This is a genomic window from Kitasatospora sp. NPDC004240 (genome assembly GCF_053603215.1).
The window spans coordinates 1-24,618 of sequence record NZ_JBSGFD010000012.1 but is presented as its reverse complement, the minus strand read 5'-3'; the positions used below and the strand labels follow the sequence as shown (position 1 = coordinate 24,618).

Genomic DNA, 24,618 nt, shown 5'->3' with positions numbered 1-24,618 from the left:
GCTGTGGCGCCTCGCGGCCCCGCAGCCGGACGGCGCGTCTCAGGGCCACGCCGTCGGTGCGGCGTTCTAGGCTCGACCCACCGTTCGCGGGCACACCGCCGGCGGCGGTGTTGTTCAGCGGTACGTCAGTGCTCCGCCCGTGGGGGGCGGCGCACCGGGCAAGGAGGGCCGCATGACCGTACGGCGCGTGATGGGCATCGAGACCGAGTACGGGATCTCCGTGCCCGGGCACCCCAACGCCAACGCCATGCTCACCTCGTCCCAGATCGTCAACGCGTACGCGGCGGCGATGCACCGGGCGCGGCGGGCCCGCTGGGACTTCGAGGAGGAGAATCCGCTGCGCGACGCCCGGGGCTTCGACCTCGCGCGCGAGGTCGCGGACGCCAGCCAGCTGACCGACGAGGACATCGGGCTCGCCAATGTGATCCTCACCAACGGCGCCCGGTTCTACGTGGACCACGCCCACCCCGAGTACAGCTCGCCGGAGATCACCAACCCGCGCGACGCCGTGCTCTGGGACAAGGCCGGCGAGCGGATCATGGCCGCCGCGGCCCGGCGCGCACTGGAGCTGCCCAACGGCCAGACCATCCACCTGTACAAGAACAACACCGACAACAAGGGCGCCTCCTACGGCACCCACGAGAACTACCTGATGAAGCGGGCGACCCCGTTCGCCGACATCGTCCGCCACCTCACGCCGTTCTTCGTCTCCCGCCAGGTGGTCACCGGCGCCGGCCGGGTCGGCCTCCACCAGGACGGCTCCGGGCACGGCTTCCAGATCAGCCAGCGCGCCGACTTCTTCGAGGTCGAGGTCGGCCTGGAGACCACCCTCAAGCGTCCGATCATCAACACCCGGGACGAACCGCACGCCGACGCCGAGAAGTACCGCCGGCTGCACGTGATCATCGGGGACGCCAACCTCTCCGAGATCTCCACCTACCTCAAGCTGGGCACCACCTCGCTGGTGCTGGCGATGATCGAGGACTCCTTCATCGCCTCCGACCTCGCCGTGGACCAGCCGGTGCGCACCCTGCACCGGGTCTCCCACGACCCCTCGCTCAAGCACCTGATCACCTTGCGCAACGGGCGCAGGCTCACCGCCGTCCAGCTCCAGCTGGAGTACTTCGAACTGGCCCGCAAGTACGTCGAGGACCGCTTCGGCACCGACGCGGACGAGCAGACCGTGGACGTGCTGGCCCGCTGGGAGGACGTGCTGGGCCGGCTGGAGCGCGACCCGATGTCGCTCTCCCGCCAGCTGGACTGGATCGCCAAGCGGGAGATCCTGGAGGGCTACCGCAGCCGGGACGCCCTGGAGTGGGACAACCCCCGGCTCCAGCTGGTCGACCTCCAGTACAGCGACGTACGGGCCGAGAAGGGCCTCTACAACCGCCTGGTGGCCCGTGGACGGTTCGAGCGGCTGCTGACCGAGGAGGAGGTCGAGCGGGCCGTCTCCAAGCCCCCGGAGGACACCCGGGCGTACTTCCGCGGCCGCTGCCTGGAACAGTACGCCGACCACGTCGCCGCGGCCTCCTGGGACTCGGTGATCTTCGACCTGCCCGGCCGGGACTCGCTGCAGCGGGTGCCCACCCTGGAGCCGCTGCGCGGGACGCGCAACCACGTCAAGGAACTCCTGGACCGCTGTCGCACCGCCGAGGACCTGCTGCGCGTGCTGGCCGGCGGGTAACTTTTCGATCACCACGGGTGAACGCCCGGCGAATGGGAATCATCCGGGGTGACAGCGGGTGTTGGACAGGAAGCGCCGACGCAAACCGGGAGCGATTGTCGCACCTTGTGTATAGGGTCGGTGCAGCAGCACTGACCAAGCCGTGCCAGACGAATCGAGCGGGGTGAGGGAAATGGCGAGCAAGGACACCGGCGGCGGCCAGCAGCGGGCGAACCGCTCCTCCGAGGAGGTCGAGGAGCAGGCCGCGGAAGCACAGAATTCCGAGGAGCTCAAGGAGCGTCAGGAAAAGCTGAGCGACGACGTCGACGCGGTTCTCGACGAAATCGACGAGGTCCTGGAGTCGAACGCCGAGGATTTCGTGCGGCAGTTCGTGCAAAAGGGTGGCCAGTAACCACCGCGGAGAACGACCAGACATTCGCGGAATCAGCGATAGCGACCAACCGTCGGCAGGCGGGCGGCAGCTTCCGTCCGCCTGCCCCGGTAGGGTGCGGGCAGCGCGTTCAAGCTACCTGGAAGGAATCGTGTGGAAGCCAACACTCGCGGCACCGGGCGTCTACCGGCCGCCTTCCTGACCCCCGGGTCCTCGTCGTTCCTCGACTTCCTGGCGGAGCACCAGCCGGAGCTGATCCCGGGCCGGCGCAGCCTGCCGGAGGGGGCGGTGATTGAGGCCCCGCACGGTACGACGATCGTCTCGGCGGTCTTCGACGGCGGTGTGGTCCTCGCCGGTGACCGCCGGGCCACCATGGGCAACGTGATCGCCCAGCGCGACATCGAGAAGGTCTTCCCGGCCGACGAGTACAGCGCGGTCGGCATCGCCGGCACCGCGGGCCTCGCGGTCGAGATGGTCCGGCTGTTCCAGCTGGAGCTGGAGCACTACGAGAAGATCGAGGGCACCGTGCTCTCGCTGGAGGGCAAGGCCAACCGCCTGACCACCATGATCCGGGGGAACCTGGGCATGGCGATGCAGGGCCTCGCCGTCGTCCCGCTGTTCGCCGGCTACGACCTCGACCGGGGCCGCGGCCGGATCTTCACCTACGACGTCACCGGCGGCCGCTCCGAGGAGCGTGGTTTCGCCGCCACCGGCTCCGGCTCGCTGTTCGCCCGGGGCTCGCTCAAGAAGCTCTACCGCGAGGACCTGACCGGCCAGCAGGCCGCCACCCTGGTCGTCCAGGCGCTCTACGACGCGGCCGACGACGACTCCGCCACCGGCGGCCCGGACCTCGCGCGCAAGATCTTCCCCATCGTGTCGCTGATCACCGAGGACGGCTTCCGCCGGCTCACCGAGCAGGAGGTCGCGGACATCGCGGTCTCCATCACCGACCAGCGGCTGACCCACCCCAACGGCCCCCAGGCCCCGCTGCTCTGAGCCGTCACCCACCGAAGGAAGGGACGACCGCCGGTGTCGACACCGTTCTACGTCTCGCCCCAGCAGGCCATGGCGGACCGCGCGGAGTACGCCCGCAAGGGCATCGCGCGCGGTCGCAGCGTGGTCGTGCTCACCTACGCCGACGGCATCGTCTTCGTGGCCGAGAACACCTCCCGGGCCCTGCACAAGGTCTCGGAGATCTACGACAAGATCGCGTTCGCGGCGGTCGGCCGCTACAACGAGTTCGAGAACCTGCGGATCGGCGGCGTGCGCTACGCCGACCTGCGCGGATACTCGTACGACCGGGCCGACGTCACCGCCCGCGGCCTGGCCAACGTCTACGCCCAGACGCTGGGCACCATCTTCTCCTCGGTCGGCGAGAAGCCGTACGAGGTGGAGCTGATCGTGGCCGAGGTCGGCCGCACCGACGACGACGACCAGATCTACCGGCTCACGCCGGACGGCTCCGTCGTCGACGAGAAGAACTACGTGGTGGTCGGCGGCAACGCCGACTCCATCGGCAACTACCTGGGCCAGCGCCACCGCTCCGGCCTGTCGCTGACCGAGGCGCTCAAGCTCGCCGTGGACTCCCTGGCCAGGGACCCCAACGGCGGCAGCCCCCGCGCCCTGACCCCGGAGCAGCTGGAGGTCGCGGTGCTGGACCGCCAGCGCTTCCAGCAGCGCAAGTTCAAGCGCGTCGTGGGCGGCCAGCTCAGCCGGCTGCTCGACGGCGACCAGTCCGCCGAGACGGACGACGACGAGAAGCCGGCGGCCACCCCGCCGGCCGACTAGGCAGTACGGGGAGTCCCGTCCCGGCGGTCCGTCCGCCGAGCGGGACTCCTGTGCCCCTGCGGGGCCCTGATCACCGGTCAAGGCCTCGCGGAGGCGGTTTCGGACAACTCCGACCAGGAATATTCCGATCAGGGATCAGGGATACGGGAGGCCTCATGGACCGCCGAATTTTCGGGCTGGAGAACGAGTACGGCGTCACCTGCACCTTCCGCGGCCAGCGGCGGTTGTCGCCCGACGAGGTGGCCCGGTACCTCTTCCGCCGCGTCGTCTCCTGGGGCCGCAGCAGCAACGTCTTCCTGCGCAACGGCGCCCGCCTCTACCTGGACGTGGGCTCCCACCCCGAGTACGCCACCCCCGAGTGCGACGACGTCGTCGAGCTGGTGACGCACGACAAGGCGGGCGAGCGCATCCTGGAGGGCCTGCTGGTCGACGCCGAGCGGCGGCTGCACGAGGAGGGCATCGCCGGCGACGTCTACCTCTTCAAGAACAACACCGACTCGGCCGGAAACTCCTACGGCTGCCACGAGAACTACCTGGTGGCCCGGCACGGCGAGTTCTCCCGGCTGGCCGACGTGCTGATCCCCTTCCTGGTCACCCGCCAGCTGATCTGCGGTGCCGGCAAGGTGCTGCAGACCCCGCGCGGCGCGGTGTACTGCGTCAGCCAGCGCGCCGAGCACATCTGGGAGGGCGTGAGCTCCGCCACCACCCGCTCCCGCCCGATCATCAACACCCGGGACGAGCCGCACGCCGACGCCGAGCGCTACCGCCGGCTGCACGTGATCGTCGGCGACTCCAACATGTCGGAGACCACCACCCTGCTCAAGGTGGGCTCCACCGACCTGGTGCTGCGGCTGATCGAGGCCGGCGTGGTGATGCGCGACCTCACCCTGGAGAACCCGATCCGGGCGATCCGCGAGGTCAGCCACGACCTCACCGGCACCCACCAGGTGCGCCTCGCCAACGGGCGGGAGGCCAGCGCGCTGGACATCCAGGAGGAGTACTTCACCAAGGCCCTGGAGTTCGCCGACCGCAAGGGCATCAACACCGGGACGATCGCCCGGGTGCTCGACCTGTGGGGCCGCACCCTGGAGGCCGTCCGGACGGAGAACCTGGACACGGTCTCCACCGAGATCGACTGGATCATGAAGTACAACCTCATCGAGCGCTACCGGGCCAAGCACCAGATGAGCATGTCCAACCCGCGGGTGGCCCAGATCGACCTCGCCTACCACGACATCCACCGCCGCCGGGGGCTGTTCTACCTGCTCCAGGGCAAGGGCCAGGCACTGCGGGTGACCACCGACCTCAAGACCTTCGAGGCCAAGTCGGTGCCGCCGCAGACCACCCGGGCCCGGCTGCGCGGCGACTTCATCCGCCGGGCGCAGGAGCAGCGCCGCGACTTCACGGTGGACTGGGTGCACCTGAAGCTCAACGACCAGGCGCAGCGGACGGTGCTCTGCAAGGACCCGTTCCGTTCGGTGGACGAGCGGGTGGAGAAGCTCATCGCGGGGATGTGAGCCGTCGCGGGGAGGCGCGCCCCGCCGTCCGTGATCCCGACCTGCCCGGGCCCCGGTGGTTCTACCGGGGTCCGGGCAGGTCCGGGCATACGCTGTCGGTCGAGTCGGACATTTCGACGTCCACCGACAGTGAGGAACGCCGTGCGCCGTACCGCCGGTCTGCTGTTCGTCCTGCCCCTGCTGCTGGCGGTCGCCTGCAGCAGCACGGCCAAGCCCGCCGCGTCGAGCCAGACCACGGCGCCCAGCGTCGCGCCGACCGTGCCCTCCCCGGTCGCCGAGGCCGAACCGATGCCGACCGTGACGGGGAGCTTCGGGACCAAGGCCACCATCACCATCCCAGCCGGCCAGCCCAGCGGCCAGTTCGTGGTGAACACGGTGAGTGAGGGCGACCGCTCGACGGTCAACAAGGGCGACTGGGTGACGGTGAACTACACGGCCAAGGACTGGACGACCGGCAAGGAGCTGCCCAGCTCGTACGACCCGGGCGGCAAGCCGCAGCTCTACCAGGCCGGCAGCGGGCAGCTGGTGGCGGCCTTCGACCAGAGCGTGATCGGCAAGAAGGTCGGCAGCCGGCTGCTGGTGGTGGCCCCGCCCGCGGCCGCCTTCGGCGAGCAGGGCAACGAACAGCTGGGCGTGGGCGGCGGGGACACCGTGGTGTTCGTCCTGGACATCATGGAGAGCCTGCCGCCGGACTCCACGCTCTCCGGCACCATGACCCAGCCGCCGGCGACCATGCCGCAGGTGAAGGACAACGGCAAGGCCGCCGTCACCATCACCATCCCGCCCGGGCAGGCACCGCCCACCGAGCTGCAGCAGGCGGTGCTGATCAAGGGCGAGGGCAAGCAGGTGAAGGCCGGCCAGACCCTGCTGGTGCAGTACACCGGGGTGCTGTGGAGCGACGGCAAGCAGTTCGACTCCTCCTGGTCGCACGGCGGCGCTCAGGCGCTGCAGATCGGCACCGGCAGCGTGATCGAGGGCTGGGACAAGGGCCTGGTCGGGCAGACCGTGGGCAGCAGGGTGGAGCTGGTGGTGCCGCCGTCCCTCGGCTACAAGGACCAGGCGCAGGGGGCCGTGCCGGCCAACTCCACGCTGGTCTTCGTGGTGGACATCCTGGAGGCCGTGTAGCCGGGGCGTCCCGGATCGTGAGGTCGGTCTCGGCGGCAGTCCGGGACAGGGTTGGCGTAACCTCGTACGCTTGGGCGGGCGCTCGCACATCAGCGCCCGCCCTCATCCTGACCTGGCATACTGCCCTCGCACTGCGGAAGGCTCCGCCGGCGTCCGGGTTCGGGCGGCAGTGCGACAGCACCTCGGCGATCACCTCGCCGGCCGTAGACCTCGAAGACCTCGTGGCGAGATGGATGGGGAGTCATGTCTGAGAAAGCGTCGAGCCCGGGTGGGTCCGGCACCGCTAACGGGAGCTCCACCGGCGACCCGGCCGCCCCGCGGCCCGGTGGCCCGCTCCCGGGCGACGGCGAGTCGATCGTCGTTCCGCCGTCGATCCTGAAGCAGCAGGCCGGCTGGGCGACGCCCGGCTCGGAGCCGCGGCCGGCCGGCGGGACCAAGACCGACGACGCCCCGCAGATCTTCGCCTCGAACGTGCGCCGCCAGGACACCTCCGAGGCCGGTTACGACGAGAACCCGCCCGGTGTCGGGCGGCTCGGCGTGGTCCTGGGCACCGTGCTGGCCGTGCTGCTGGTCGGCAGCGCCGTCACGCTCTACGTGGTCAACAAGGACGGCGGGTCCAAGAAGGACACCGCCGCCAAGGCCGACGCGGCGCCGACCGCCCCGGCCGTCCCGACGCCGACCGCCGAGCCGGTGCCGCCGATCAAGGACACCGCCAAGGTGCTGCCGACGATCACCGGCGAGTTCGGCAAGAAGGCCGCCATCGAGCTGCCCGCCGAGGCCGCCGACGGCTCCTTCGTCGTCAAGGTGCTCTCCGAGGGCAAGGGCGCGAAGGTCGAGAAGAACGCCTGGACCTCGGTGGACTACACCGCCAAGGACTGGACGAGCGGCAAGGACATCCCCAGCTCGTACGACGAGAAGGGCCGTCCGCAGGTCTTCCAGGCCGGCATGGACAGCCTGATCCCGGCGCTGGACCAGGCGGTGATCGGCAAGAAGGCCGGCAGCCGTCTGCTGGTGGTGGCCCCGCCGGCCGCCGCGTTCGGCGAGAAGGGCAACCCGAACATGTCGATCGGGGGCAAGGACAGCCTGATCTTCGTGATCGACATCCGCAACACCAGCGCGCCCGACGCGGTGGTGGGCGGCACCGTGACCCCGCCGCCCGCGGGCTTCCCGGCGGTGAAGGACAACGGCAAGAAGCCCTCCGAGATCACCCCGGTCGCCGGCGCGCCGGAGCCGACCGAGCTGAAGAGCCACGTCCTGATCAAGGGCGAGGGCCGGAAGGTCGAGAAGGGCGACAAGGTCGTCGTCCAGTACACCGGCGCGCTGTGGAAGGACGGCAAGGTCTTCGACTCCTCGCTGAGCAAGGGCCAGGCCTTCTCCTTCCCGGTCGGCGGCGGCCAGGTCATCCAGGGCTGGGACCAGGGTCTGGAGGGCCAGACCGTGGGCAGCCGGGTCGAGCTGGTGATCCCCGCCTCCCTGGGCTACAAGGACCAGGGCCAGGGCGACATCCCGCCGAACTCCACCCTGGTGTTCGTGGTCGACATCCTGGACGCGGGCGTCGGCTGATCCACTTCCGGGTGACAATGGTGTGCGTATGACCTCCGGGCGCGGCCGCGTGGCCGCGCCCGGAGTGCAGTCAACGAACCCGAGAAGAGGCAGTTGTGAGCAACAAGACCAAGCCGGAGATCGACTTCCCGATCGGCGAGCCGCCGGCCGAGCTGAAGATCCGCGACATCGAGGTCGGCACCGGCGAGGAGGCCCGCCCGGGCCAGGTCGTCGAGGTCCACTACGTCGGCGTGACCTTCTCGACCGGCGAGGAGTTCGACGCCAGCTGGAACCGCGGCTCCACGTTCAAGTTCCCGCTGGGCGCCGGCCGCGTCATCAAGGGCTGGGACCAGGGCGTCGTCGGCATGAAGGTCGGCGGCCGTCGTGAGCTGACCATCCCGGCGAACCTGGCGTACGGCAACCAGTCGCCGACCCCGGCCATCCCGGCCGGCTCGACGCTGATCTTCGTGGTCGACCTGATCGCGGTCTGACAACCTGGTCGGAGGGCCGTACCCCGGGCGCGGGGTGCGGCCCTCCGGCCGTTTCCGGAGTCGGCTTTTGCACTGCGTACCGCTACCGGTACGGTCGGTCCCGCCGGGTCCATGACTGCCCGGCGGGCGAACCCCGCGCACGGCGCGGCACACCGGAAGGGTCAGCGATGGCGATCGCCAAGGCAGAGCGGCTGATGAATCTCGCCCTGTGCCTGATGAACACCAGACGTCCGCTCTCCAAGAAGGAGCTGCGGGAATCCATCGAGGCGTACCGCGAGGCCTGGCAGAACAGCAGCGAGGACGCCTTCAACCGGATGTTCGAGCGGGACAAGGACGACCTGCGCGAGCTCGGTCTGGTGATCGACGTCGACGAGAACGCGCTGGACGGCGAGCTCGGCTACCTCGCCCGCCCGGACCGCAACCGGCTGCCCGAGATCGCCCTGGACGCCGAGGAGGCCGCCGCGCTCACCCTGGCGGCGCGGGTCTGGCAGCAGGCCAAGATGTCCGGCGCGGCCAGCGGCGCCCTGCAGAAGCTGCGCGCGGCCGGCGTGCCGTTCACCGAGGCCGAGGGCCGCAGCGCCCTGGAGCCGCGGATCCCCGCCCGCGAGGCCGCCTTCGAGCCGCTGCTCACCGCCGCCCGCGACCGCCGTCCGGTCACCTTCGAGTACCGCAAGGCCGGGGCCGCCGCCGTCGAGCAGCGCTCGGTCGAGCCGTGGGCGCTGGAGTGCTGGCGCGGCCACTGGTACCTGGCCGGCTGGGACCGCGACCGGGGGGCCGCCCGGGTCTTCCGGCTGAGCCGGATCACCGCCAAGGTGCGGGCCCGCTCCGGGGCCTTCCTCGCCCCGGTGCCGGAGCACGTGGACGTCCGCGCCACCGTCGCCAAGTTCGCCGGCGAGGGCGCCACCGCCACCGCGACCGTCCGGGTCCGCCGGGGCGCCGGGTTCCCGCTGCGCACCAAGGCACTGGAGACCCGCCGGGTGGACGAGGGCTGGGACGAGCTGGAGATCCCGTACGGCAACGGGCTGGGCGCCGACCTCGCCGAGTTCGGCCCGGACGTGGTGGTGCTCGGGCCCGAGGAGCTGCGCGCGGACGTCGTCGACCGGCTGCGGGCGGTCGCCGGGCTCGGGGTGGAGATCATCGCCGCCCGGAGCGAGGCCCCCGCCGGGACTGCCGCCTCTGCCGGGACCGCCGCCGGATCCGCCTCCGGGACCACCGCCTCGACCGTCGCCGAAGGAGCGCAGGCATGAGCAACGCCATCGACCAGACCCGCCGGATGCTCTCGCTGGTCACCTACCTGCGCGAGCGCCCCGGCGCGGAGGTCGCCGAGGTGGCCCGCGCCTTCGGCATCAGCGAGCGCGAGCTGATCGCCGACCTCAACGTGCTGCCGATGTGCGGCACCAGCTTCCGCGGCGGCGACCTGCTGGACATCGACACCGACGGCGAGCGGATCTGGTGGCACAACGTCGACGACGTGGCCCAGCCGCTGCGCCTGGCCGCCGACGAGGCGACCGCGCTGCTGGTGGCCGCCCGCGCGGTGGCCGGCCTGCCCGGCCTGCGGGCCGGTGACCGGGAGGCGCTCACCCGGGCCGTCGCCAAGATCGAGAACGCCGCCGGGGACAGCGCCGAGGGCAGCGCCCGGGTCGGGGTCACCTTCGAGGCGGAGAGCCACGTCTTCGCCGACATCGACCGCGCGCTCAGCGAGGGCCGCCGGCTCTGGCTGCGCTACTACTCGCACGGGCGCGGCGGGATGACCGAGCGCGAGGTCGACCCGATCCGGCTGCTCACCGAGGGCCACACCTACCTGGAGGCCTGGTGCCGGACCTCCGAGGACCACCGGATGTTCCGGCTCGACCGGGTCGCCGAGATCAAGGTGCTGGACACCCCCTCGGACCCCCCGAAGCGCGAGCCCCGCGACCTCTCCGGCGGCCTGGTCAACCCCTCCGCCGACGACCCCGAGGTGGTCGTCGAGGTCTCCTCGGGCGGCCGCTGGGTGGCCGAGTACTACACCCACGACCACGCCGAGGAGCTGCCCGACGGCGGACTGCGGATCACCCTGCGCAGCGCCGACCCCTCCCAGCTGCGCCCGCTGGCGCTGCGGCTGGGCCGGGACGGGCGGATCGTCTCGCCGCCGGAGCTGGCGGAGCAGGCCCGGGCCGCCGCTCTCCAGGCGCTGGCCGGCTATCAGGAGGGGCGGGCCTGAGGCGTGGAGGCGGGTACCAGATTCAAGGTCTACTGCTCCGAGTGCCGGGAGAAGGTGGAGCTGCCCGCCGAGGAGTTCCGGCTCACCCTGGGTCGCACGCCCGCGCAGGCGCACTACAGCTTCAGCTGCCCGCTCTGTGACGCGCCGGTGCGCAAGCCGGCCGGGGAGAAGATCGTCGCGGCGCTGACCGGGGCCGGGGTGCGGACCATGCGGCTCGTCCCGGTCGAGGGCTGACGGTCCGGTAGGCCGGGGGACCAGGGGGTCGGGAGGCCGGGTGCCCGGCCCCGGGGGAGCGCCGGGGCCGGCCGGGCCCGGGATAGGGTGGGCGGTATGTCGTGGATGCTCGTCGCCGCCGTCCTGCTCGCCACCGCCGGCCTGCTGGTCCTCGGGGTGCTCGCGATCCGGCTCTGGCTGGACGTACGGGCGCTGGCCAAGGGCGTGGACGCCGCCGCCCGGGCGCTGGCCGACGCCTCCGGCGAGCTCGCGGCGGCCGTACCCGGACGCTGACCGCGACCCGGACACCCGCCGGACCCGGACCCGGGACACCCACCGGACGCCCGGGGGCCGGACTCCCGCCGGACGGGGGCTGCTGCGCGGACGTGAGGGCGGGTTACGCTCTCAGGTGACCCCCGGGACAGCGTGGGGGTCGCTGTCCTGTTCGGGCGGCCTTCGTCAGCGCTTCACCCGCAGCGGCTACCATCCCCGCAAGCGGGCGGCCCTGCCGGTGCCGCCATGAGTGTGAAGGTGGTCGGGCATGCGGATCTCGCCGACCGCGATCCTGGTGATCGTGGTTCTTGCCATTCTGCTCTTCGGCGCCAAGCGGCTGCCCGATCTGGCGCGTTCGCTCGGCCAGTCGATGCGCATCCTGAAGAGCGAGACCAAGGCCATGAAGGCGGACGGCGCGGCCGCGGGCGGCCCCGCCGGCGAGCCGGAGCCCGCGCCCGCCGCCGAGGCGGCGCAGGCGAAGACCATCCAGTCCGCGCCGGGGGCGTCCGCGACCGCCCGCCCGGTGTCCGGGCAGGAGGCCGGCGCACAGGACGCGGCCGCACCGCGCTAGCCGGCGACCGGGACGGTCGGGACCTGACCGCGCGACCGTCCGTACGGCCATCCAATCCATCCGGAGGCCCGCCGACCCGGCGGGTCTCGACGCACGAGTTGAGGACCGGGGTTGAGCAAGCTCTCCAAGGCGCCGAAGAAGGCGCCCAAGGATCCTGAGGGGCGGATGGCCCTCGCGGACCATCTGCGGGAACTGCGCAACCGCGTGGTCAAGTCGGTCCTGGCGGTCGTGGTGTTCACGATCGTGGCGCTGGTCTTCCACAAGGACATCGAGAAGTTCCTGCTGCAGCCGCTGCCGCACTGCACGCCGGACCTGATCGCGCAGATCAACACGACGCACGAGGGCCGCTGCGCGCTGGTCTCGAACATCGGTCTGACCGCGGGCTTCACCTGGATGCTCAAGGTCGCCCTGACGGCCGGCGTGGTCGCCACCGTGCCGGTCTGGCTGTACCAGCTGTGGGCCTTCGTCGCGCCCGGTCTGCACAAGCACGAGCGCAAGTACACGGTCATCTTCATGATCTGCGGGGCGCCGCTGTTCCTCGCGGGCGTCACGCTGGCGATCCTGCTGCTGCCGATGACCGTCGAGGTGCTGATCGCGTTCACGCCGTCGGGTACCACACCGATCCTGCCGCCCGAGGACTACTTCGACATCGCCACCCGCCTGGTGCTGGTGTTCGGCTTCGCCTTCGAGTTCCCGCTGCTGCTGGTGATGCTGAACATGGTCGGCATGGTCTCCGGCAAGCGCCTGCTCGGCTGGTGGCGCGGCATGGTCATGGGCATCACGGTCTTCGCCGCCTTCGCCACGCCCAGCGCCGATCCGCTGAGCATGCTGGTGCTGGCGGCGCCGATCTGGGCGCTGTACTTCGTCGCGGTGGGCGTCGCGATCTTCAACGACAAGCGCAGGGCACGCCGCAACCCCGAGCTCGCACTGAGCGACGAGGAGGCCTCGGAGGTGGACCTCTCGGTGCAGCCGGTGGCCGGGGTCGAGTCCATCGAGGCGTCCGCCGCGCCGTCCGCGAGCGGGCACGTGCCGGCCGCGCGCCAGCAGGAGCGGATGGACGACATCACCTGATCCGTCCCGCCGGATCGTCCGATCCGTGCGTCGGGGAGCCCCGGTGCCGCCGTACCCGGCGGGCCGGGGCTCTTCGCGTACCCGGGGTCCGGCAAGGGTGCGGTGAGGTGCGGTGGGCCGTCTTGGCAGCCGCCATGGAATGTGACATATTACTGACGTGCCCAAGAGACCTTCCCTGGATGTCGTCGTGGTCGGCGCCGGAGTGGTCGGCGCGGCCTGCGCCCACTACGCCGCGCGCGCCGGCCTCTCCGTCGCCGTCGTCGACCGCGGCCCGGTCGCCGGCGGCACCACCGGGGCCGGTGAGGGCAACCTGCTGGTCTCCGACAAGGAACCCGGCCCCGAGCTCGACCTGGCGCTGTACTCCACCGGGCTCTGGCGCGAGCTGGCCGACACCCTCGGCCCGGAGGTCGAGTACGAGGCCAAGGGCGGCCTGGTGGTCGCCTCCGCCCCGGCCGGCCAGGACGCCCTGCGCGCCTTCGCCGCCCGGCAGGCCGCGGCCGGCGTGCTCTCCGAGGAGATCCCCGCCGACCGGCTGCGCGACCTCGAACCCCACCTGGCCCCCGGCCTGGCCGGCGGCTTCCACTACCCGCAGGACTCCCAGGTCCAGCCCGCCCTGGCCGCCGCCCACCTGCTGCGCGCGGCCCGCCGCGACGGCGCCGTGCTGTACACCGGCGAGACCGTACGGGCGGTGCGCACCGGTGGCGGCGGGGCGGTGCTCGGGGTGGAGACCGACCAGGGCCGGCTCGACGCCCCCGCCGTGGTCAACGCCGCCGGGACCTGGGGCGGCGAGCTCGCCGCGCTGGCCGGCGTCCACCTGCCGGTGATGCCCCGGCGCGGGTTCGTCCTGGTGACCGAGCCGCTGCCGCGGATCGTCCGGCACAAGGTCTACGCCGCCGACTACGTCGCGGACGTCGCCAGCGGCTCGGCCGCGCTGCAGACCTCCGCCGTGGTGGAGGGCACCCCCGGCGGGCCGGTGCTGATCGGCGCCAGCCGGGAGCGGGTCGGCTTCGACCGCACCCTGTCCACCGAGGTGCTGCACCGGCTCGCCGCGGGGGCCGCGGCGCTGTTCCCGGTGCTCGCCGGGGTCAGCGTGATGCGCGCCTACCGGGGCTTCCGCCCGTACCTGCCGGACCACCTGCCGGCGATCGGCGCGGACCCCCGGGTGCCCGGGCTGTACCACGCCTGCGGCCACGAGGGCGCGGGCATCGGCCTGGCGCCGGTCACCGGGCTGCTGATCGCCGAGCAGCTGGCCGGCAAGGAGACCTCGCTGGACCTCGCGCCCTTCCGGGCCGAGCGATTCCCGGCCGCCGCCTGACCACCCCCGACCCGGAACGGAGCGCCTCCCCCATGCGCCGAACCCCCGCCGAGCTGGTCGAGGCCGAGCCCGGCCCCGCCCACACCATCGAGTTCGACGGCCGCCCGGTCGCCGCCCTGCCCGGGCAGACGATCGCCGCCGCGCTCTGGGCCGACGGCGTGCTCGCCTGGCGCACCACCCGGGTGGGCGGGCGCCCGCGCGGCGCGTTCTGCGGCATCGGCGCCTGCTTCGACTGCCTCGCCACCGTGGACGGCCGGCCCAACCAGCGCACCTGCCTGCTCCCGGCCGAACCCGGCACCACCGTCACCACCCAGGAGGGCCACGGCCGTGCCGACCTCGCCGTCTGACGTCTACGACCTCGCCGTGATCGGCGCCGGCCCGGCCGGCCTGGCCGCCGCCGTCACCGCCGCCGAGCTCGGCCTGCGCTGCGCCCTGCTGGACGCCGGCCCCCGGACCGGCGGCCAGTACTACCGCCACCCCGCCCCCGGCCTCGGCGCCCGCCGCCCCGACCGGCTGCACCACGGCTGGTCCGTCTACACCGGCCTGGCCCGGCGCCTGGAGGCCGCCCGCGCCGCCGGCCGGCTCGACCAGCTGACCGGCCACCAGGTGTGGGCGCTGGAGCGGCCCGCCGAGGGCTCCGCGGGGCCGTGGACGGTCCGGGTCACGCTCGGGCCGGACGCCGGCGACCGCGCGGCCGTCCGGGCGGAGAAGGTGCTGCTGGCCACCGGCGCGTACGAGCGGCAGCTGCCGTTCCCCGGCTGGACGCTGCCCGGTGTGGTCACCGCCGGCGGCGCGCAGGCGATGCTCAAGGGCGGCCTGGTGCTGCCCGGCCGCCGGATCGTGGTGGCCGGCAGCGGCCCGCTGCTGCTCGCCGCCGCCTCCTCGCTGGTCTCCGCGGGGGCCACGGTGCCCGCCGTCGTCGAGGCCACCGACTACCTCGGGTACGCCCGGCGCCCCGGCGTGCTGGCCGCCGTCCCGGCCAAACTCGTCGAGGGCGCCGGGCACGGCGGCGCGCTGCTGCGCCACGGCGTGCGGCTGCGGCGGCGCGCCGCGGTGGTCGAGGCGCACGGCACCGACCGGGTCACCGCCGTCACGGTGGCCCGGCTGGACGCCGACTGGCGGCCGGTGCCCGGTACGCAGCGGCGGATCGCGTGCGACGCGCTCGCCGTCGGCCACGGCCTGGTGCCGCAGATCGAACTCGCCACCGAACTCGGTGCCCGGACCCGGACCGTCCCCGACGGCACGGTCGCGCTGGAGGTCGACGCCCGGCTGCGCACCAGCGTCCCCGGGCTCTGGGCGGCGGGGGAGACCTGCGGGGTCGGCGGCGCCGACCTGGCGATCGCCGAGGGCGAGCTCGCCGCGCACGCCGTCGCCGACCGTCCGGTGCGCACCGCGCTGCTGCGCCGGCGCGGCCGGCTGCGGGCCTTCGCCGAGCTGATGGCCGCCGCCCACCGCCCCGCGCCGGGGTGGACCGGGTGGCTGCGCGAGGACACCGACGTCTGCCGCTGCGAGGAGGTCCCCGTCGGGCGGATCCGCGAGGCGGTGGAGGAGCTCGGCGCGGGTGACGCACGCACGGTCAAGCTGCTCACCCGGGCCGGGATGGGGTGGTGCCAGGGCCGGATGTGCGGTCCGGCCCTGGCCTGCCTGTCCGGCTCGACCGAGGCCCGGGCGGACAGCCGTCCACTGGCCTGCCCGGTGCCGTTGTCCCAGCTGGCGGCCGGCGCGGCCGCCGGTCCGGACGGGGTGGGCTGACCGTCCGGTTCCCTGGCCGGCCCCCGGCCGGCCCCCGGGGGTCTCCGGGGACCTGGCGGGTTCTCCGGGGGGTTGTCCTGGGGCTGTCCCGGGGTTGTCCGGAAACCGGCCCGCACGACGTGGGCGGGGACCCTTGTCTCCGTCCGCGCTCTCTAATAAAATGTCACACCTCACCAAGGAGTCACCTGTGTCCCAGACCCCGCACGACACCACCCGGCCCTGGCGCGGCATCATGGTCGCCACCACGCTCCCGCTGCGCCCGGACCTCTCCGTCGACTACGACGCCTACGCCGAGCACGTCCGCTGGCTGATCGACTCGGGCTGCGACGGCGTCGTCCCCAACGGCTCGCTGGGGGAGTACCAGACCCTCACCGCCGAGGAGCGCGCCCGCGTCGTCACCACCGCCGTCGAGGCCGCCGGTGACGGTGCCCGCGTGATGCCCGGCGTCGCCGCGTACGGCGGCGCCGAGTCCCGACGCTGGACCGAGCAGGCCGCCGAGGCCGGCGCCGGCTCCGTCCTGCTGCTGCCGCCGAACGCCTACCGCGCCGACCGGGCCGCCGTCCGCGCCCACTACGCCGAGGTCGCCAAGGCCGGGCTGCCGATCGTGGCGTACAACAACCCGATCGACACCAAGGTCGACCTGGTGCCCGAGCTGCTGGCCGAGCTGCACGGCGAGGGCTCGATCGTCGCGGTCAAGGAGTTCAGCGGCGACGTCCGCCGGGCGTACGAGATCGCCGAGCTGGCCCCCGGCCTCGACCTGCTGATCGGCGCCGACGACGTGCTGCTGGAGCTGGCCCTGGCCGGCGCGGTCGGCTGGATCGCCGGGTACCCGAACGCCCTGCCGGAGGCCTCCGTCGCGCTGTACAGGGCGGCCGTCGCGCACGACCTGCAGACCGCGCTGCCGCTCTACAAGAACCTGCACTCGCTGCTGCGCTGGGACTCCAAGACCGAGTTCGTCCAGGCCATCAAGCTCTCCATGGACATCGCCGGCCGTCCCGGCGGGCCGACCCGCGCGCCGCGGCTGCCGCTGAACCCGGAGATCGAGGCCGCCGTCCGCTCGGCCACCGAGAAGGCGCTCGCCGAGGGCCTCGCGTAACACGCCACGGGCCCGCGCCACGCGCACGGGCCCCGCGCGGGCGAGACCGCCCGCGCCCGATGTCAGGAACCGGCCGGCTGCGGGGGCAGCCGGCCCCCACCCCCCATCCACGGAGCCGGAGTAGCCATGCGCAGCCGCCACGTGTTCCACGCCGTCGACTCGCACACCGAGGGCATGCCGACCCGGGTCATCACCGGCGGGTTCGGCGTCATCCCCGGCGCCACCATGGCCGAGCGCCGGGTCCACTTCCAGCAGCACCTCGACCACTTCCGCACCCTGCTCATGTACGAGCCCCGCGGCCACGCCGCGATGAGCGGCGCGATCCTCCAGCCGCCGACCCGGCCGGACGCCGACTTCGGCGTGCTCTACATCGAGGTCTCCGGCCTGCTGCCGATGTGCGGCCACGGCACCATCGGGGTCGCCACCGTGCTGGTCGAGACCGGCATGGTGCCGGTCGTCGAACCGGTCACCACCGTGCGCCTCGACACCCCCGCCGGGCTGGTCGTCGCCGACGTCCACGTCGAGGCCGGCGCCGCCAAGGCGGTCACCATCCGCAACGTGGCCTCGTACGCGGTCGCCCTGGACCGGAAGATCGAGGTGCCCGGGTACGGCACCGTGGGCTACGACCTCGCGTACGGCGGCAACTTCTACGCCATCCTGCCGCTCGCCGAGTTCGGGCTGCCCTTCGAGCGCGAACGCAAGCAGGAGATCCTGGACGCCGGCCTCGCCCTGATGGAGGCCGTCAACAGCGGCCCCGACCGGCCGGTGCACCCGGAGGACCCGTCCATCCACAGCTGCCACCACGTCCAGCTGCTGGCCCCCGGCTCCACCGCCGAGCACTCGCGGCACGCGATGGCCATCCACCCCGGCTGGTTCGACCGCTCGCCCTGCGGCACCGGCACCTCCGCCCGGATGGCCCAGCTGCACGCGCGCGGCGAACTGCCGATCGGCCGGGACTTCCGCAACGACTCCTTCATCGGCACCACCTTCACCGGCCGGCTGGTGGAGGAGACCGAGGTCGCCGGACGGCCCGCCGTGGTGCCCACCGTCACCGGCCGGGCCTGGGTCACCGGCACCGCGCAGTACTTCCTGGACCCGAGCGACCCGTTCCCGGCGGGGTTCCTGCTCTGAACCCGGGCCCGCTCCCCGGGCCACCACCTTGCTGCCACCGCCCCGGGGTCACTACTCCGGGACCGTCCCCCCTTCCAGCTCCGATCCCCTCCGGAAGGCCTTGCCGTGAGCATCACCTCCCACAACCCCGCCGACCCCGCCGACCTGGTGATCGAGGTCGAGGCGCCCGGTGCCGAGGGCGTCCGGGACGCCGTCGCCCGCGCCCGCACCGCCCAGGAGTCCTGGCGGGCCGCCGGCAGCGCCGCGCGCTCCGCCGCGCTCGGCCGGGCCGCCGCGGCCGTCGAGGCGCACGCCGACGAACTCGCCGCGCTGGTCGTCCGCGAGGTCGGCAAGCCGGTCGCCGAGGCCCGCGGCGAGGTCGCCCGGACCGTCGCCATCCTGCGCTACTACGCCCAGGCGCCGTACGCGCCCTCCGGCGCGGTGCACGAGACCGCGGCCGGCGAGGGCCTGCTGCTCACCCGCCGCCGCCCGTACGGGGTCGCCGGGCTGATCACCCCGTGGAACTTCCCGCTGGCCATCCCGGCCTGGAAGTTCGCGCCCGCGCTCGCCGTCGGCAACACCGTGGTGCTCAAGCCCGCGCCCGAGGCCACCGCCTGCGCGCTGCGGCTCGCCGAGCTGGCGGGGCTGCCCGAGGACGTGCTCACCGTCGTCCCCGGCGGCGCCGAGGAGGGCGTGGCGCTGGTCGACTCCGCCGACGTGGTCTCCTTCACCGGCTCCACCGGCGTCGGCCGGGCCGTGGTCCGGGCCGCCACCGGGCGCGGCGTCCCCGTTCAGGCCGAACTCGGCGGCCTGAACGCCGCGTTGGTCCTGCCCGACGCCGACACCGAGCAGGCCGCCGCGCACATCGCCAACGCCGTCGCCGGGTACGCCGGCCAGAAGTGCACCGCCACCAGCCGGATCATCGCGGTCGGCGAGGCCTACGAACCGCTGCGCGCGGCCCTGGTCAAGGTGTTCGCCGCGCTCGCCGAACCGGCGGCACTGGACGCCGCCTGCGGCCCGGTCATCAACGCCGCCGCCCGTGACCGGCTCACCGGCGCCCTCGCCACCGCCCGGGCCGAGGGGGCCACCGTGCTCGTCGGCGGGGCCGTGCCCGAGCGGGCCGGCTGGTACGTCGAGCCCGCCCTGCTCGCCGACGTCCCGGCCGAACACCCGCTGCGCCGCGAGGAGTTCTTCGGGCCGATCGCCGTCCTGCTGCCGGCCGCCGACCTGGACGAGGCGATCGCCATCGCCAACGACACCCCGCACTCGCTGTCCACCTCGGTGCACAGCGGCAGCCTGGACGTGGCGCTCGCCGCCGCCGACCGGCTGGACGCCGGCATGATCCGGATCAACGCCCCCTCCAGCGGCGTCGACTTTCACCTGCCGTTCGGCGGGGCCAAGGGCGCCAGCCACGGCGACCGCGAACAGGGCCAGGCCGCACTGGACTTCTACACCGTGAGCCGCACCATCAGCGTGCTGCCGGCCGGGAGCCCGCGATGATCGTCGAGACCGTCGACTACCACACGGCCGGCGAGCCGTTCAGGATCGTGATCGCCGGGACGCCCGTGATCCCCGGCGACAGCGTGGCCGAACGCCGGGCCATCGCCCTCGGCGCCGGCGGCACCGCCACCGCGCCCCGGCCCAGCGCGCTGGACACCGTCCGGCAGCTGCTCACCCGGGAACCGCGCGGCCACGCCGGGATGTACGGGGGCTTCCTCGTCCCGGCGGACGACGACGAGGCGCACCTGGGCGTGCTGTTCTGGCACAAGGACGGCTACTCCACCGCCTGCGGCCACGGCACCATCGCGCTCGGCGCCTGGGCGGTGGACTCCGGCTTCGTCCCGGCACCCGAGGACGGCGTCGCCCGGGTGCGGATCGACGTCCCCTCCGGGCGGGTCACCGCCCTGGTGCACCGCGCCGGCGGGCGCACCACCGGGGTGACCTTCCGCAACGTGCCCACCGTGGTCAGCGCGCTGAAGCTGCCGGTGAGCACCTCGCGCGGCGAGGTCGAGGTGGCGGTCGCGCACTCCGGCGCCTGCTACGTCTCGCTGCCGGCCGCCGCGGTGGGGCTCTCGGTGGTCCCCGAGCAGCTGGCCGAACTCACCGCCGTCGGACGGGAGATCCGCGCCGCCCTGGACGGCTCCGTCGCCGTCCGGAACCTGGACGACCCGCGGCTGTCCGGCGTCTACGGGGTGATCCTCCACGACGAGCTGCCCGAGGACGTGTCGGGGCGGCTCTCGCAGCGCAACGTCACGGTCTTCGCGGACGGCCAGATCGACCGCTCGCCCTGCGGCTCCGGCACCTCGGCACGACTCGCGGTGCTGGCCGCGGAGGGGCGGCTCGCCCCCGGGGAGGAACTGCGGCACGAGTCGATCATCGGGACGGTCTTCACCGGGCGGGTGCTGCCGGGCGATCCCTGCGGCGAGGGCGTGGTCACCGAGGTGACCGGGACCGCCCACCGCACCGGGGAGCACCGCTTCGTGCTCGACGGGGACGACGCGCTCGGGACGGGGTTCCTGCTGTGAGCGGCTCGGGTGCGGCGGGGGCGAGGGGCCTCGTCGGTGGTGTCGGTGGCCTCGGCGGGGGCCTGGGCGGTCCGGTCGGTGGCCTCGGTGGGGGTGGTGGGCCGGAGCTGACGCCCGTCGAGGCCGCGGACGCCGTCGAACGGGTGCTGCTGGAGGGGCTCGACCCGGAGGCCGGGCCCGCCCGGACCAATGTACGGGTGCCCGCCGGGGAACTGCTGCTGATGCCGGCCGCCTCGGCCGCGTACACCGGGGTGAAGATCGCGGGTGTCGCGCCCGCCAACCCGGCCGCCGGACTGCCCCGGATCACCGGCAGCTACCTGCTGCTCGACGGGCCCACCCTGCAACCGCTCGCGCTGCTGGACGGCGCCGCGCTCACCGCGCTGCGCACACCCGCCGTCACCGCCGTCGCCCTGCGCCGGCTGGCCGCGCCGGACGCCCGCCACCTGGTGCTGTTCGGCGCCGGGCCGCAGGCGTACGGGCACCTGGACGCGCTGCTCGCCGTCCGGCCGCTGGACCGGGTCACCGTGGTGGCCCGGAGCGAGGCGCCCGCCGAGGCACTGGCGTCCTACGCCCGGGCCCACGGGCTCGCGGCCTCGGTCGGGACGCCCGACGACGTGGCGGCGGCCGACCTGGTGGTCTGCTGCACCACGGCGCGCACCCCGCTGTTCGACGGGGCGCTGGTGCCCGACCACGCCGCCGTGGTGGCCGTCGGCTCGCACGAGCCCGAGGCCCGCGAGGTGGACGCCACCCTGGTGGCGCGTGCCGAGCTGTACGTGGAGGCGCGGACCGCCGCGCTGCGGGAGGCCGGTGACCTGCTGATGGCGGGCGTGACGGCCGCCGACCCGCTGTGGAACCTCGCCGAGCTGGTGCACGGCGGGGCGCCGGTGCCGGCGGACCGGCCGCGCTTCTTCAAGAGCGTCGGCATGGCCTGGCAGGACCTGGCGGTCGCCGCGGAGATCCACCGCCGGGGGCGGGCGGATGGCCCCGCGGAACGGATGGCCCTGCGGAGCGGGTAGCCCTGCGGAGCGGATGGCCCCGCGGAGCGGACGGCCCCGCGGAGAAGAGGACCCCGGGAGCGCGGGGATCACGCGGCACAGTCGAGGCGGGGTGGTGGCCCGTCGTTGCCGCGGGAGGTGGGCGAAGGGCGTTGGGTGCCGTCGTCGGCCTGAGCGCTTCCCGGTGATGGCCGGTGCGAGGGGGAGGGGTCTCCCGTCGCACCGGCCCTTTTCGTGCTCCGGCCCCATGTGTGTGTGCGGGCTGCCGGGATGTCCAGGTGCCCAGGTGCCCAGGTGCCCGGGCGCGCCCGGGCGCGCCCGGGTGTGGTCAGCGGTAGGTGCCGATCAGCCGGGCGAGGTGGCGGCCGGCGAGGTGCAGCGGCTCCTCGCTGCGGGAGACCTGGGCGGAGAGCTCGGCTCCCTCCAGGGTGTTGATCACCGTGGCGGCCAGGTCGCGGGCGTCGTCCTCGGTGAGGCCGGCGGTGCGCAGCTTCTCCTCGACGATGGCGCGCCAGTGGGTGAAGGCCTCGGCGACGGCCTGCTCGATGCCCGGGGCGCGTCCGACGGTCTCCAGGGCGGTGGTGGTGATCGGGCAGCCGTCCTGCCAGTCCGATGCGCGAAGGGCCTCGGCGAGCATCCGGGTACAGACCGTGATCGCCTCGGCCGGGTCGTCCGCCGCCGCCAGGCCCGCGCGGAGCAGGTCCGCGAACTCCTGGTCGCCGTGCCGGATCGCCTCGGCCGCCAGTTCCTGCTTGCCGCCCGGGAAGAAGTGGTAGACGGAGCCGAGGGTGGCCTCGGACTCCTTGGAGATCTGCTTGATGCCGGTGCCCTCGTACCCCTGGCGCTGGAGCAGCCGGGAGGTGGCCCGGACGATCCGCTCGCGGGTGCCGGTGGTGGTCTTCACGCGGGGCAGTCTAGCCCACGGAATGAATAGAGCGTTCGTTTTAGGGTGTGCTACGTTCTGAGCACTGGATAGAGCGTTCGTTCTAGGCGGGCTCCGATCGTGAGGTGCGGGGCCCGTTCCCGGCGCGCCCGATTTCGAGAAGGGCGCCCGTTTTCGAGAAGGGGGACACCCATGTCCAAGCAGCCTGTGACCGTGATCGGCCTCGGCCCGATGGGCACCGCCATGGCCGGCGCCTTCCTGGACGCCGGCCACCCGGTGACGGTCTGGAACCGCACGGCGGCCCGGGCCGAGGAGCTGGTGGCGCGCGGCGCCGTGCCGGCGCCGACCGCGGAGGCGGCGATCGCCGCCAACGAGCTCGTGGTGCTCAGCCTCACCGACTACGACGCGGTGTACGCCGTCCTGGGGCGGGCAGAGGGGGTGCTCGACGGGAAGACGGTGGTCAACCTCAGCTCCGACACCCCGAAGCGGGCCCGTGAGGCCGCCGCATGGCTGGCCGCCCGGGGCGCCGGACAGCTCACCGGCGGTGTCCAGGTGCCGCCCTCGGGCATCGGCAGGCCCGAGTCGTCCACCTTCTACAGCGGCCCGGTCGAGCTGTTCCGGCGGCACCGGGCCACCCTGGAGGTGCTGACCGGCGCCGACTACCGCGGCGACGACCCCGGGCTGGCCGCGCTCTACTACCAGATCCAGATGGACCTGTTCTGGACCTCGCTGCTCGGCTACCTGCACGCCACCGCAGTCGCGGAGGCCAACGGGATCCCGGCCGACGAGTTCCTGCCGTACGCGAGCTCGACGGCCGCCTCGTTGCCGGGCTTCCTCGCCTTCTACGCCCCGAGGATCGCGGCCGGGCATCACGAGGGCGACGTCGACCGGCTGGCCATGGGGCTCGCCAGCGTCGAGCACGTGCTGCACACCGCCGAGGCCTCCGGGGTGGACGGCGCGCTGCCGGCGCTGCTGGTCGACATCTTCCGCAAGGGGGTCGAGGCGGGCCGCGGCGGGGACAGCGTGACCGGTCTGATCGGGCTGCTGGGTGAGGGGGTTCGGCGGTAGCGGAGGCCGATCCGCCGCCGGCCGTTGTCGCGGCCGGCGGCGAGCTGCCAGTATGGTCGCCGCCCGTGGTGGTGTCCGTGGTGCCCGTGGTGGTCACCGTGCGCGCCCGGCGGGGCTGTTGGGCTGTGGAGGTCGTGGTGATCCGACGGGTCGCCCGGGGTGTCCGGATCCCGGAATGTTGCACACTCAACGTAACGTGACATTGTACACTGGTGTTCTGCAACCATCGGAGGAGCACCATGGCCGACCCCAAACCCCGCACCCTGATCTCCGTCCAGGAGCGGCTGCGCGACCAGGTCGCCCACGCCCTGCGTGCCGCGCTGATCTCCGGTGAACTGCGCCCCGGCGTCGTCTACTCCGCGCCCGCCCTGGCCGCCGACTTCGGCGTCTCGGCCACGCCGGTCCGCGAGGCCATGCTCGACCTCGCCCGTGAGGGCCTGGTCGAGGCCGTCCGCAACAAGGGCTTCCGGGTCACCGAGCTGACCGAGCGCGACCTCGACGAGTACACCGAGATCCGCGCGCTGATCGAGATCCCCACCATCGGCCGGGTCACCCGCAGCGCGACCGCCGAGCAGTTGGAGGCCCTGCGCCCCCAGGCGGAGGCCATCGTCGCCGCGGCCCGTAAGCACGACCTCATCGGCTACCTGGAGACGGACCGCCAGTTCCACCTCGACCTGCTGGGTCTGGCCGGCAACGCCCACCTGGTCGAGGTCGTCGGCGACCTGCGCAAGCGCTCCCGCCTGTACGGCCTCACCCGCCTCGACCAGCGCGGCGAGCTCGTCTCCTCCGCCGAGGAGCACCTCGAACTCCTGGACCTGATGATCTCCGGCGACGCCGAGGCCGCCGAGGCCTGCATGTCCCGGCACCTGGGCCACGTCCGCTCCCTCTGGGCCGCCCACAAGGAGGAGGCCGAGGAGGAGCGCCCGGCCCTGCGCCTGCGCGCCCGCTGAGGTCGGGGGCGCCGAGGTCGGGGCCGCTGGGGCCGGCGGTCCTGAGGCCGGGGCGCTGAGCGGTCGGGGCCCCCGGCCG

Annotated in this window: 24 protein-coding genes and 1 pseudogene; 24 read left to right on the top strand and 1 reads right to left on the bottom strand. The window is 73.5% G+C overall.

Annotated features, from left to right (window positions below; genetic code table 11):
- The first annotated feature begins 172 nt into the window (after positions 1 to 172).
- From dop to ACWEQL_RS05480, 22 genes and pseudogenes are all read left to right on the top strand, one after another.
- Complete coding sequence (dop, locus tag ACWEQL_RS05585; protein WP_452148866.1) at positions 173 to 1,684, top strand: depupylase/deamidase Dop; 1,512 nt, start codon at positions 173 to 175, stop codon at positions 1,682 to 1,684.
- A gap of 172 nt (positions 1,685 to 1,856) precedes the next feature.
- Complete coding sequence (locus ACWEQL_RS05580; RefSeq protein ID WP_148647695.1) at positions 1,857 to 2,075, top strand: ubiquitin-like protein Pup; 219 nt, start codon at positions 1,857 to 1,859, stop codon at positions 2,073 to 2,075.
- Between the two features lie 132 nt (positions 2,076 to 2,207).
- A complete protein-coding gene (gene prcB / locus ACWEQL_RS05575) occupies positions 2,208 to 3,050 on the top strand; it encodes a proteasome subunit beta (protein ID WP_452148865.1) in 843 nt (280 codons plus the stop codon).
- A 33-nt stretch (positions 3,051 to 3,083) separates the two neighbouring features.
- A complete protein-coding gene (gene prcA, locus ACWEQL_RS05570) occupies positions 3,084 to 3,842 on the top strand; it encodes a proteasome subunit alpha (RefSeq protein ID WP_452148864.1) in 759 nt (252 codons plus the stop codon).
- A gap of 155 nt (positions 3,843 to 3,997) precedes the next feature.
- Positions 3,998 to 5,359, top strand: coding sequence for a Pup--protein ligase (pafA, locus tag ACWEQL_RS05565; protein ID WP_452148863.1), 1,362 nt, complete (start codon positions 3,998 to 4,000; stop codon positions 5,357 to 5,359).
- A 141-nt stretch (positions 5,360 to 5,500) separates the two neighbouring features.
- Positions 5,501 to 6,484, top strand: a complete 984-nt coding sequence (locus ACWEQL_RS05560) for an FKBP-type peptidyl-prolyl cis-trans isomerase (RefSeq protein ID WP_452148862.1) — start codon at positions 5,501 to 5,503, stop codon at positions 6,482 to 6,484.
- Positions 6,485 to 6,727: 243 nt separating this feature from the next.
- On the top strand, positions 6,728 to 8,047 hold the full coding sequence (locus ACWEQL_RS05555) for an FKBP-type peptidyl-prolyl cis-trans isomerase (RefSeq protein WP_452148861.1): 1,320 nt from the start codon (positions 6,728 to 6,730) through the stop codon (positions 8,045 to 8,047).
- A 95-nt stretch (positions 8,048 to 8,142) separates the two neighbouring features.
- Complete coding sequence (locus ACWEQL_RS05550) at positions 8,143 to 8,517, top strand: FKBP-type peptidyl-prolyl cis-trans isomerase (RefSeq protein ID WP_452148860.1); 375 nt, start codon at positions 8,143 to 8,145, stop codon at positions 8,515 to 8,517.
- 167 nt (positions 8,518 to 8,684) lie between these two features.
- Positions 8,685 to 9,635: pseudogene (locus ACWEQL_RS05545) on the top strand (helix-turn-helix transcriptional regulator); the annotation flags it as partial.
- Between the two features lie 125 nt (positions 9,636 to 9,760).
- Positions 9,761 to 10,717, top strand: coding sequence for a helix-turn-helix transcriptional regulator (locus ACWEQL_RS05540; protein ID WP_452148859.1), 957 nt, complete (start codon positions 9,761 to 9,763; stop codon positions 10,715 to 10,717).
- 3 nt (positions 10,718 to 10,720) lie between these two features.
- Positions 10,721 to 10,951, top strand: coding sequence for a hypothetical protein (locus tag ACWEQL_RS05535; protein WP_452148858.1), 231 nt, complete (start codon positions 10,721 to 10,723; stop codon positions 10,949 to 10,951).
- 96 nt (positions 10,952 to 11,047) lie between these two features.
- Positions 11,048 to 11,224, top strand: coding sequence for a hypothetical protein (locus ACWEQL_RS05530; RefSeq protein WP_452148857.1), 177 nt, complete (start codon positions 11,048 to 11,050; stop codon positions 11,222 to 11,224).
- Positions 11,225 to 11,471: 247 nt separating this feature from the next.
- On the top strand, positions 11,472 to 11,774 hold the full coding sequence (tatA, locus tag ACWEQL_RS05525; protein ID WP_452148856.1) for a Sec-independent protein translocase subunit TatA: 303 nt from the start codon (positions 11,472 to 11,474) through the stop codon (positions 11,772 to 11,774).
- Between the two features lie 165 nt (positions 11,775 to 11,939).
- A complete protein-coding gene (tatC, locus tag ACWEQL_RS05520) occupies positions 11,940 to 12,845 on the top strand; it encodes a twin-arginine translocase subunit TatC (RefSeq protein ID WP_452148909.1) in 906 nt (301 codons plus the stop codon).
- A 157-nt stretch (positions 12,846 to 13,002) separates the two neighbouring features.
- Positions 13,003 to 14,160, top strand: coding sequence for an NAD(P)/FAD-dependent oxidoreductase (locus ACWEQL_RS05515; protein ID WP_452148855.1), 1,158 nt, complete (start codon positions 13,003 to 13,005; stop codon positions 14,158 to 14,160).
- A 32-nt stretch (positions 14,161 to 14,192) separates the two neighbouring features.
- Positions 14,193 to 14,507, top strand: coding sequence for a (2Fe-2S)-binding protein (locus tag ACWEQL_RS05510; protein ID WP_452148854.1), 315 nt, complete (start codon positions 14,193 to 14,195; stop codon positions 14,505 to 14,507).
- Positions 14,488 to 15,912 (top strand): FAD/NAD(P)-dependent oxidoreductase, encoded by a 1,425-nt coding sequence (locus tag ACWEQL_RS05505; protein ID WP_452148853.1) that lies wholly within the window; start codon positions 14,488 to 14,490, stop codon positions 15,910 to 15,912. The genes ACWEQL_RS05510 and ACWEQL_RS05505 overlap by 20 nt, the downstream gene beginning before the upstream one ends.
- Before the next feature lie 232 nt (positions 15,913 to 16,144).
- Complete coding sequence (locus ACWEQL_RS05500) at positions 16,145 to 17,008, top strand: dihydrodipicolinate synthase family protein (protein ID WP_452148908.1); 864 nt, start codon at positions 16,145 to 16,147, stop codon at positions 17,006 to 17,008.
- Positions 17,009 to 17,134: 126 nt separating this feature from the next.
- Positions 17,135 to 18,139, top strand: a complete 1,005-nt coding sequence (locus tag ACWEQL_RS05495; RefSeq protein WP_452148852.1) for a proline racemase family protein — start codon at positions 17,135 to 17,137, stop codon at positions 18,137 to 18,139.
- 105 nt (positions 18,140 to 18,244) lie between these two features.
- The gene (locus ACWEQL_RS05490; RefSeq protein WP_452148851.1) at positions 18,245 to 19,618 is read left to right on the top strand and encodes an aldehyde dehydrogenase family protein; all 1,374 of its coding nucleotides are present in this window, start codon (positions 18,245 to 18,247) and stop codon (positions 19,616 to 19,618) included.
- Positions 19,615 to 20,643, top strand: coding sequence for a proline racemase family protein (locus tag ACWEQL_RS05485; protein ID WP_452148850.1), 1,029 nt, complete (start codon positions 19,615 to 19,617; stop codon positions 20,641 to 20,643). The genes ACWEQL_RS05490 and ACWEQL_RS05485 overlap by 4 nt, the downstream gene beginning before the upstream one ends.
- A 62-nt stretch (positions 20,644 to 20,705) precedes the next feature.
- Complete coding sequence (locus tag ACWEQL_RS05480; protein WP_452148907.1) at positions 20,706 to 21,659, top strand: ornithine cyclodeaminase family protein; 954 nt, start codon at positions 20,706 to 20,708, stop codon at positions 21,657 to 21,659.
- 307 nt (positions 21,660 to 21,966) lie between these two features.
- Here the strand turns inward: ACWEQL_RS05480 and ACWEQL_RS05475 are convergent, their stop codons facing one another.
- Positions 21,967 to 22,542 (bottom strand): TetR/AcrR family transcriptional regulator, encoded by a 576-nt coding sequence (locus ACWEQL_RS05475; protein WP_452148849.1) that lies wholly within the window; start codon positions 22,540 to 22,542, stop codon positions 21,967 to 21,969.
- Between the two features lie 171 nt (positions 22,543 to 22,713).
- Between ACWEQL_RS05475 and ACWEQL_RS05470 the strand changes: the two genes are divergently transcribed.
- Together ACWEQL_RS05470 and ACWEQL_RS05465 are read left to right on the top strand one after the other, a co-directional pair.
- A complete protein-coding gene (locus ACWEQL_RS05470) occupies positions 22,714 to 23,589 on the top strand; it encodes an NAD(P)-dependent oxidoreductase (RefSeq protein WP_452148848.1) in 876 nt (291 codons plus the stop codon).
- 239 nt (positions 23,590 to 23,828) lie between these two features.
- Positions 23,829 to 24,539 (top strand): GntR family transcriptional regulator, encoded by a 711-nt coding sequence (locus ACWEQL_RS05465; RefSeq protein ID WP_452148847.1) that lies wholly within the window; start codon positions 23,829 to 23,831, stop codon positions 24,537 to 24,539.
- The last annotated feature ends 79 nt before the right edge of the window (positions 24,540 to 24,618 follow it).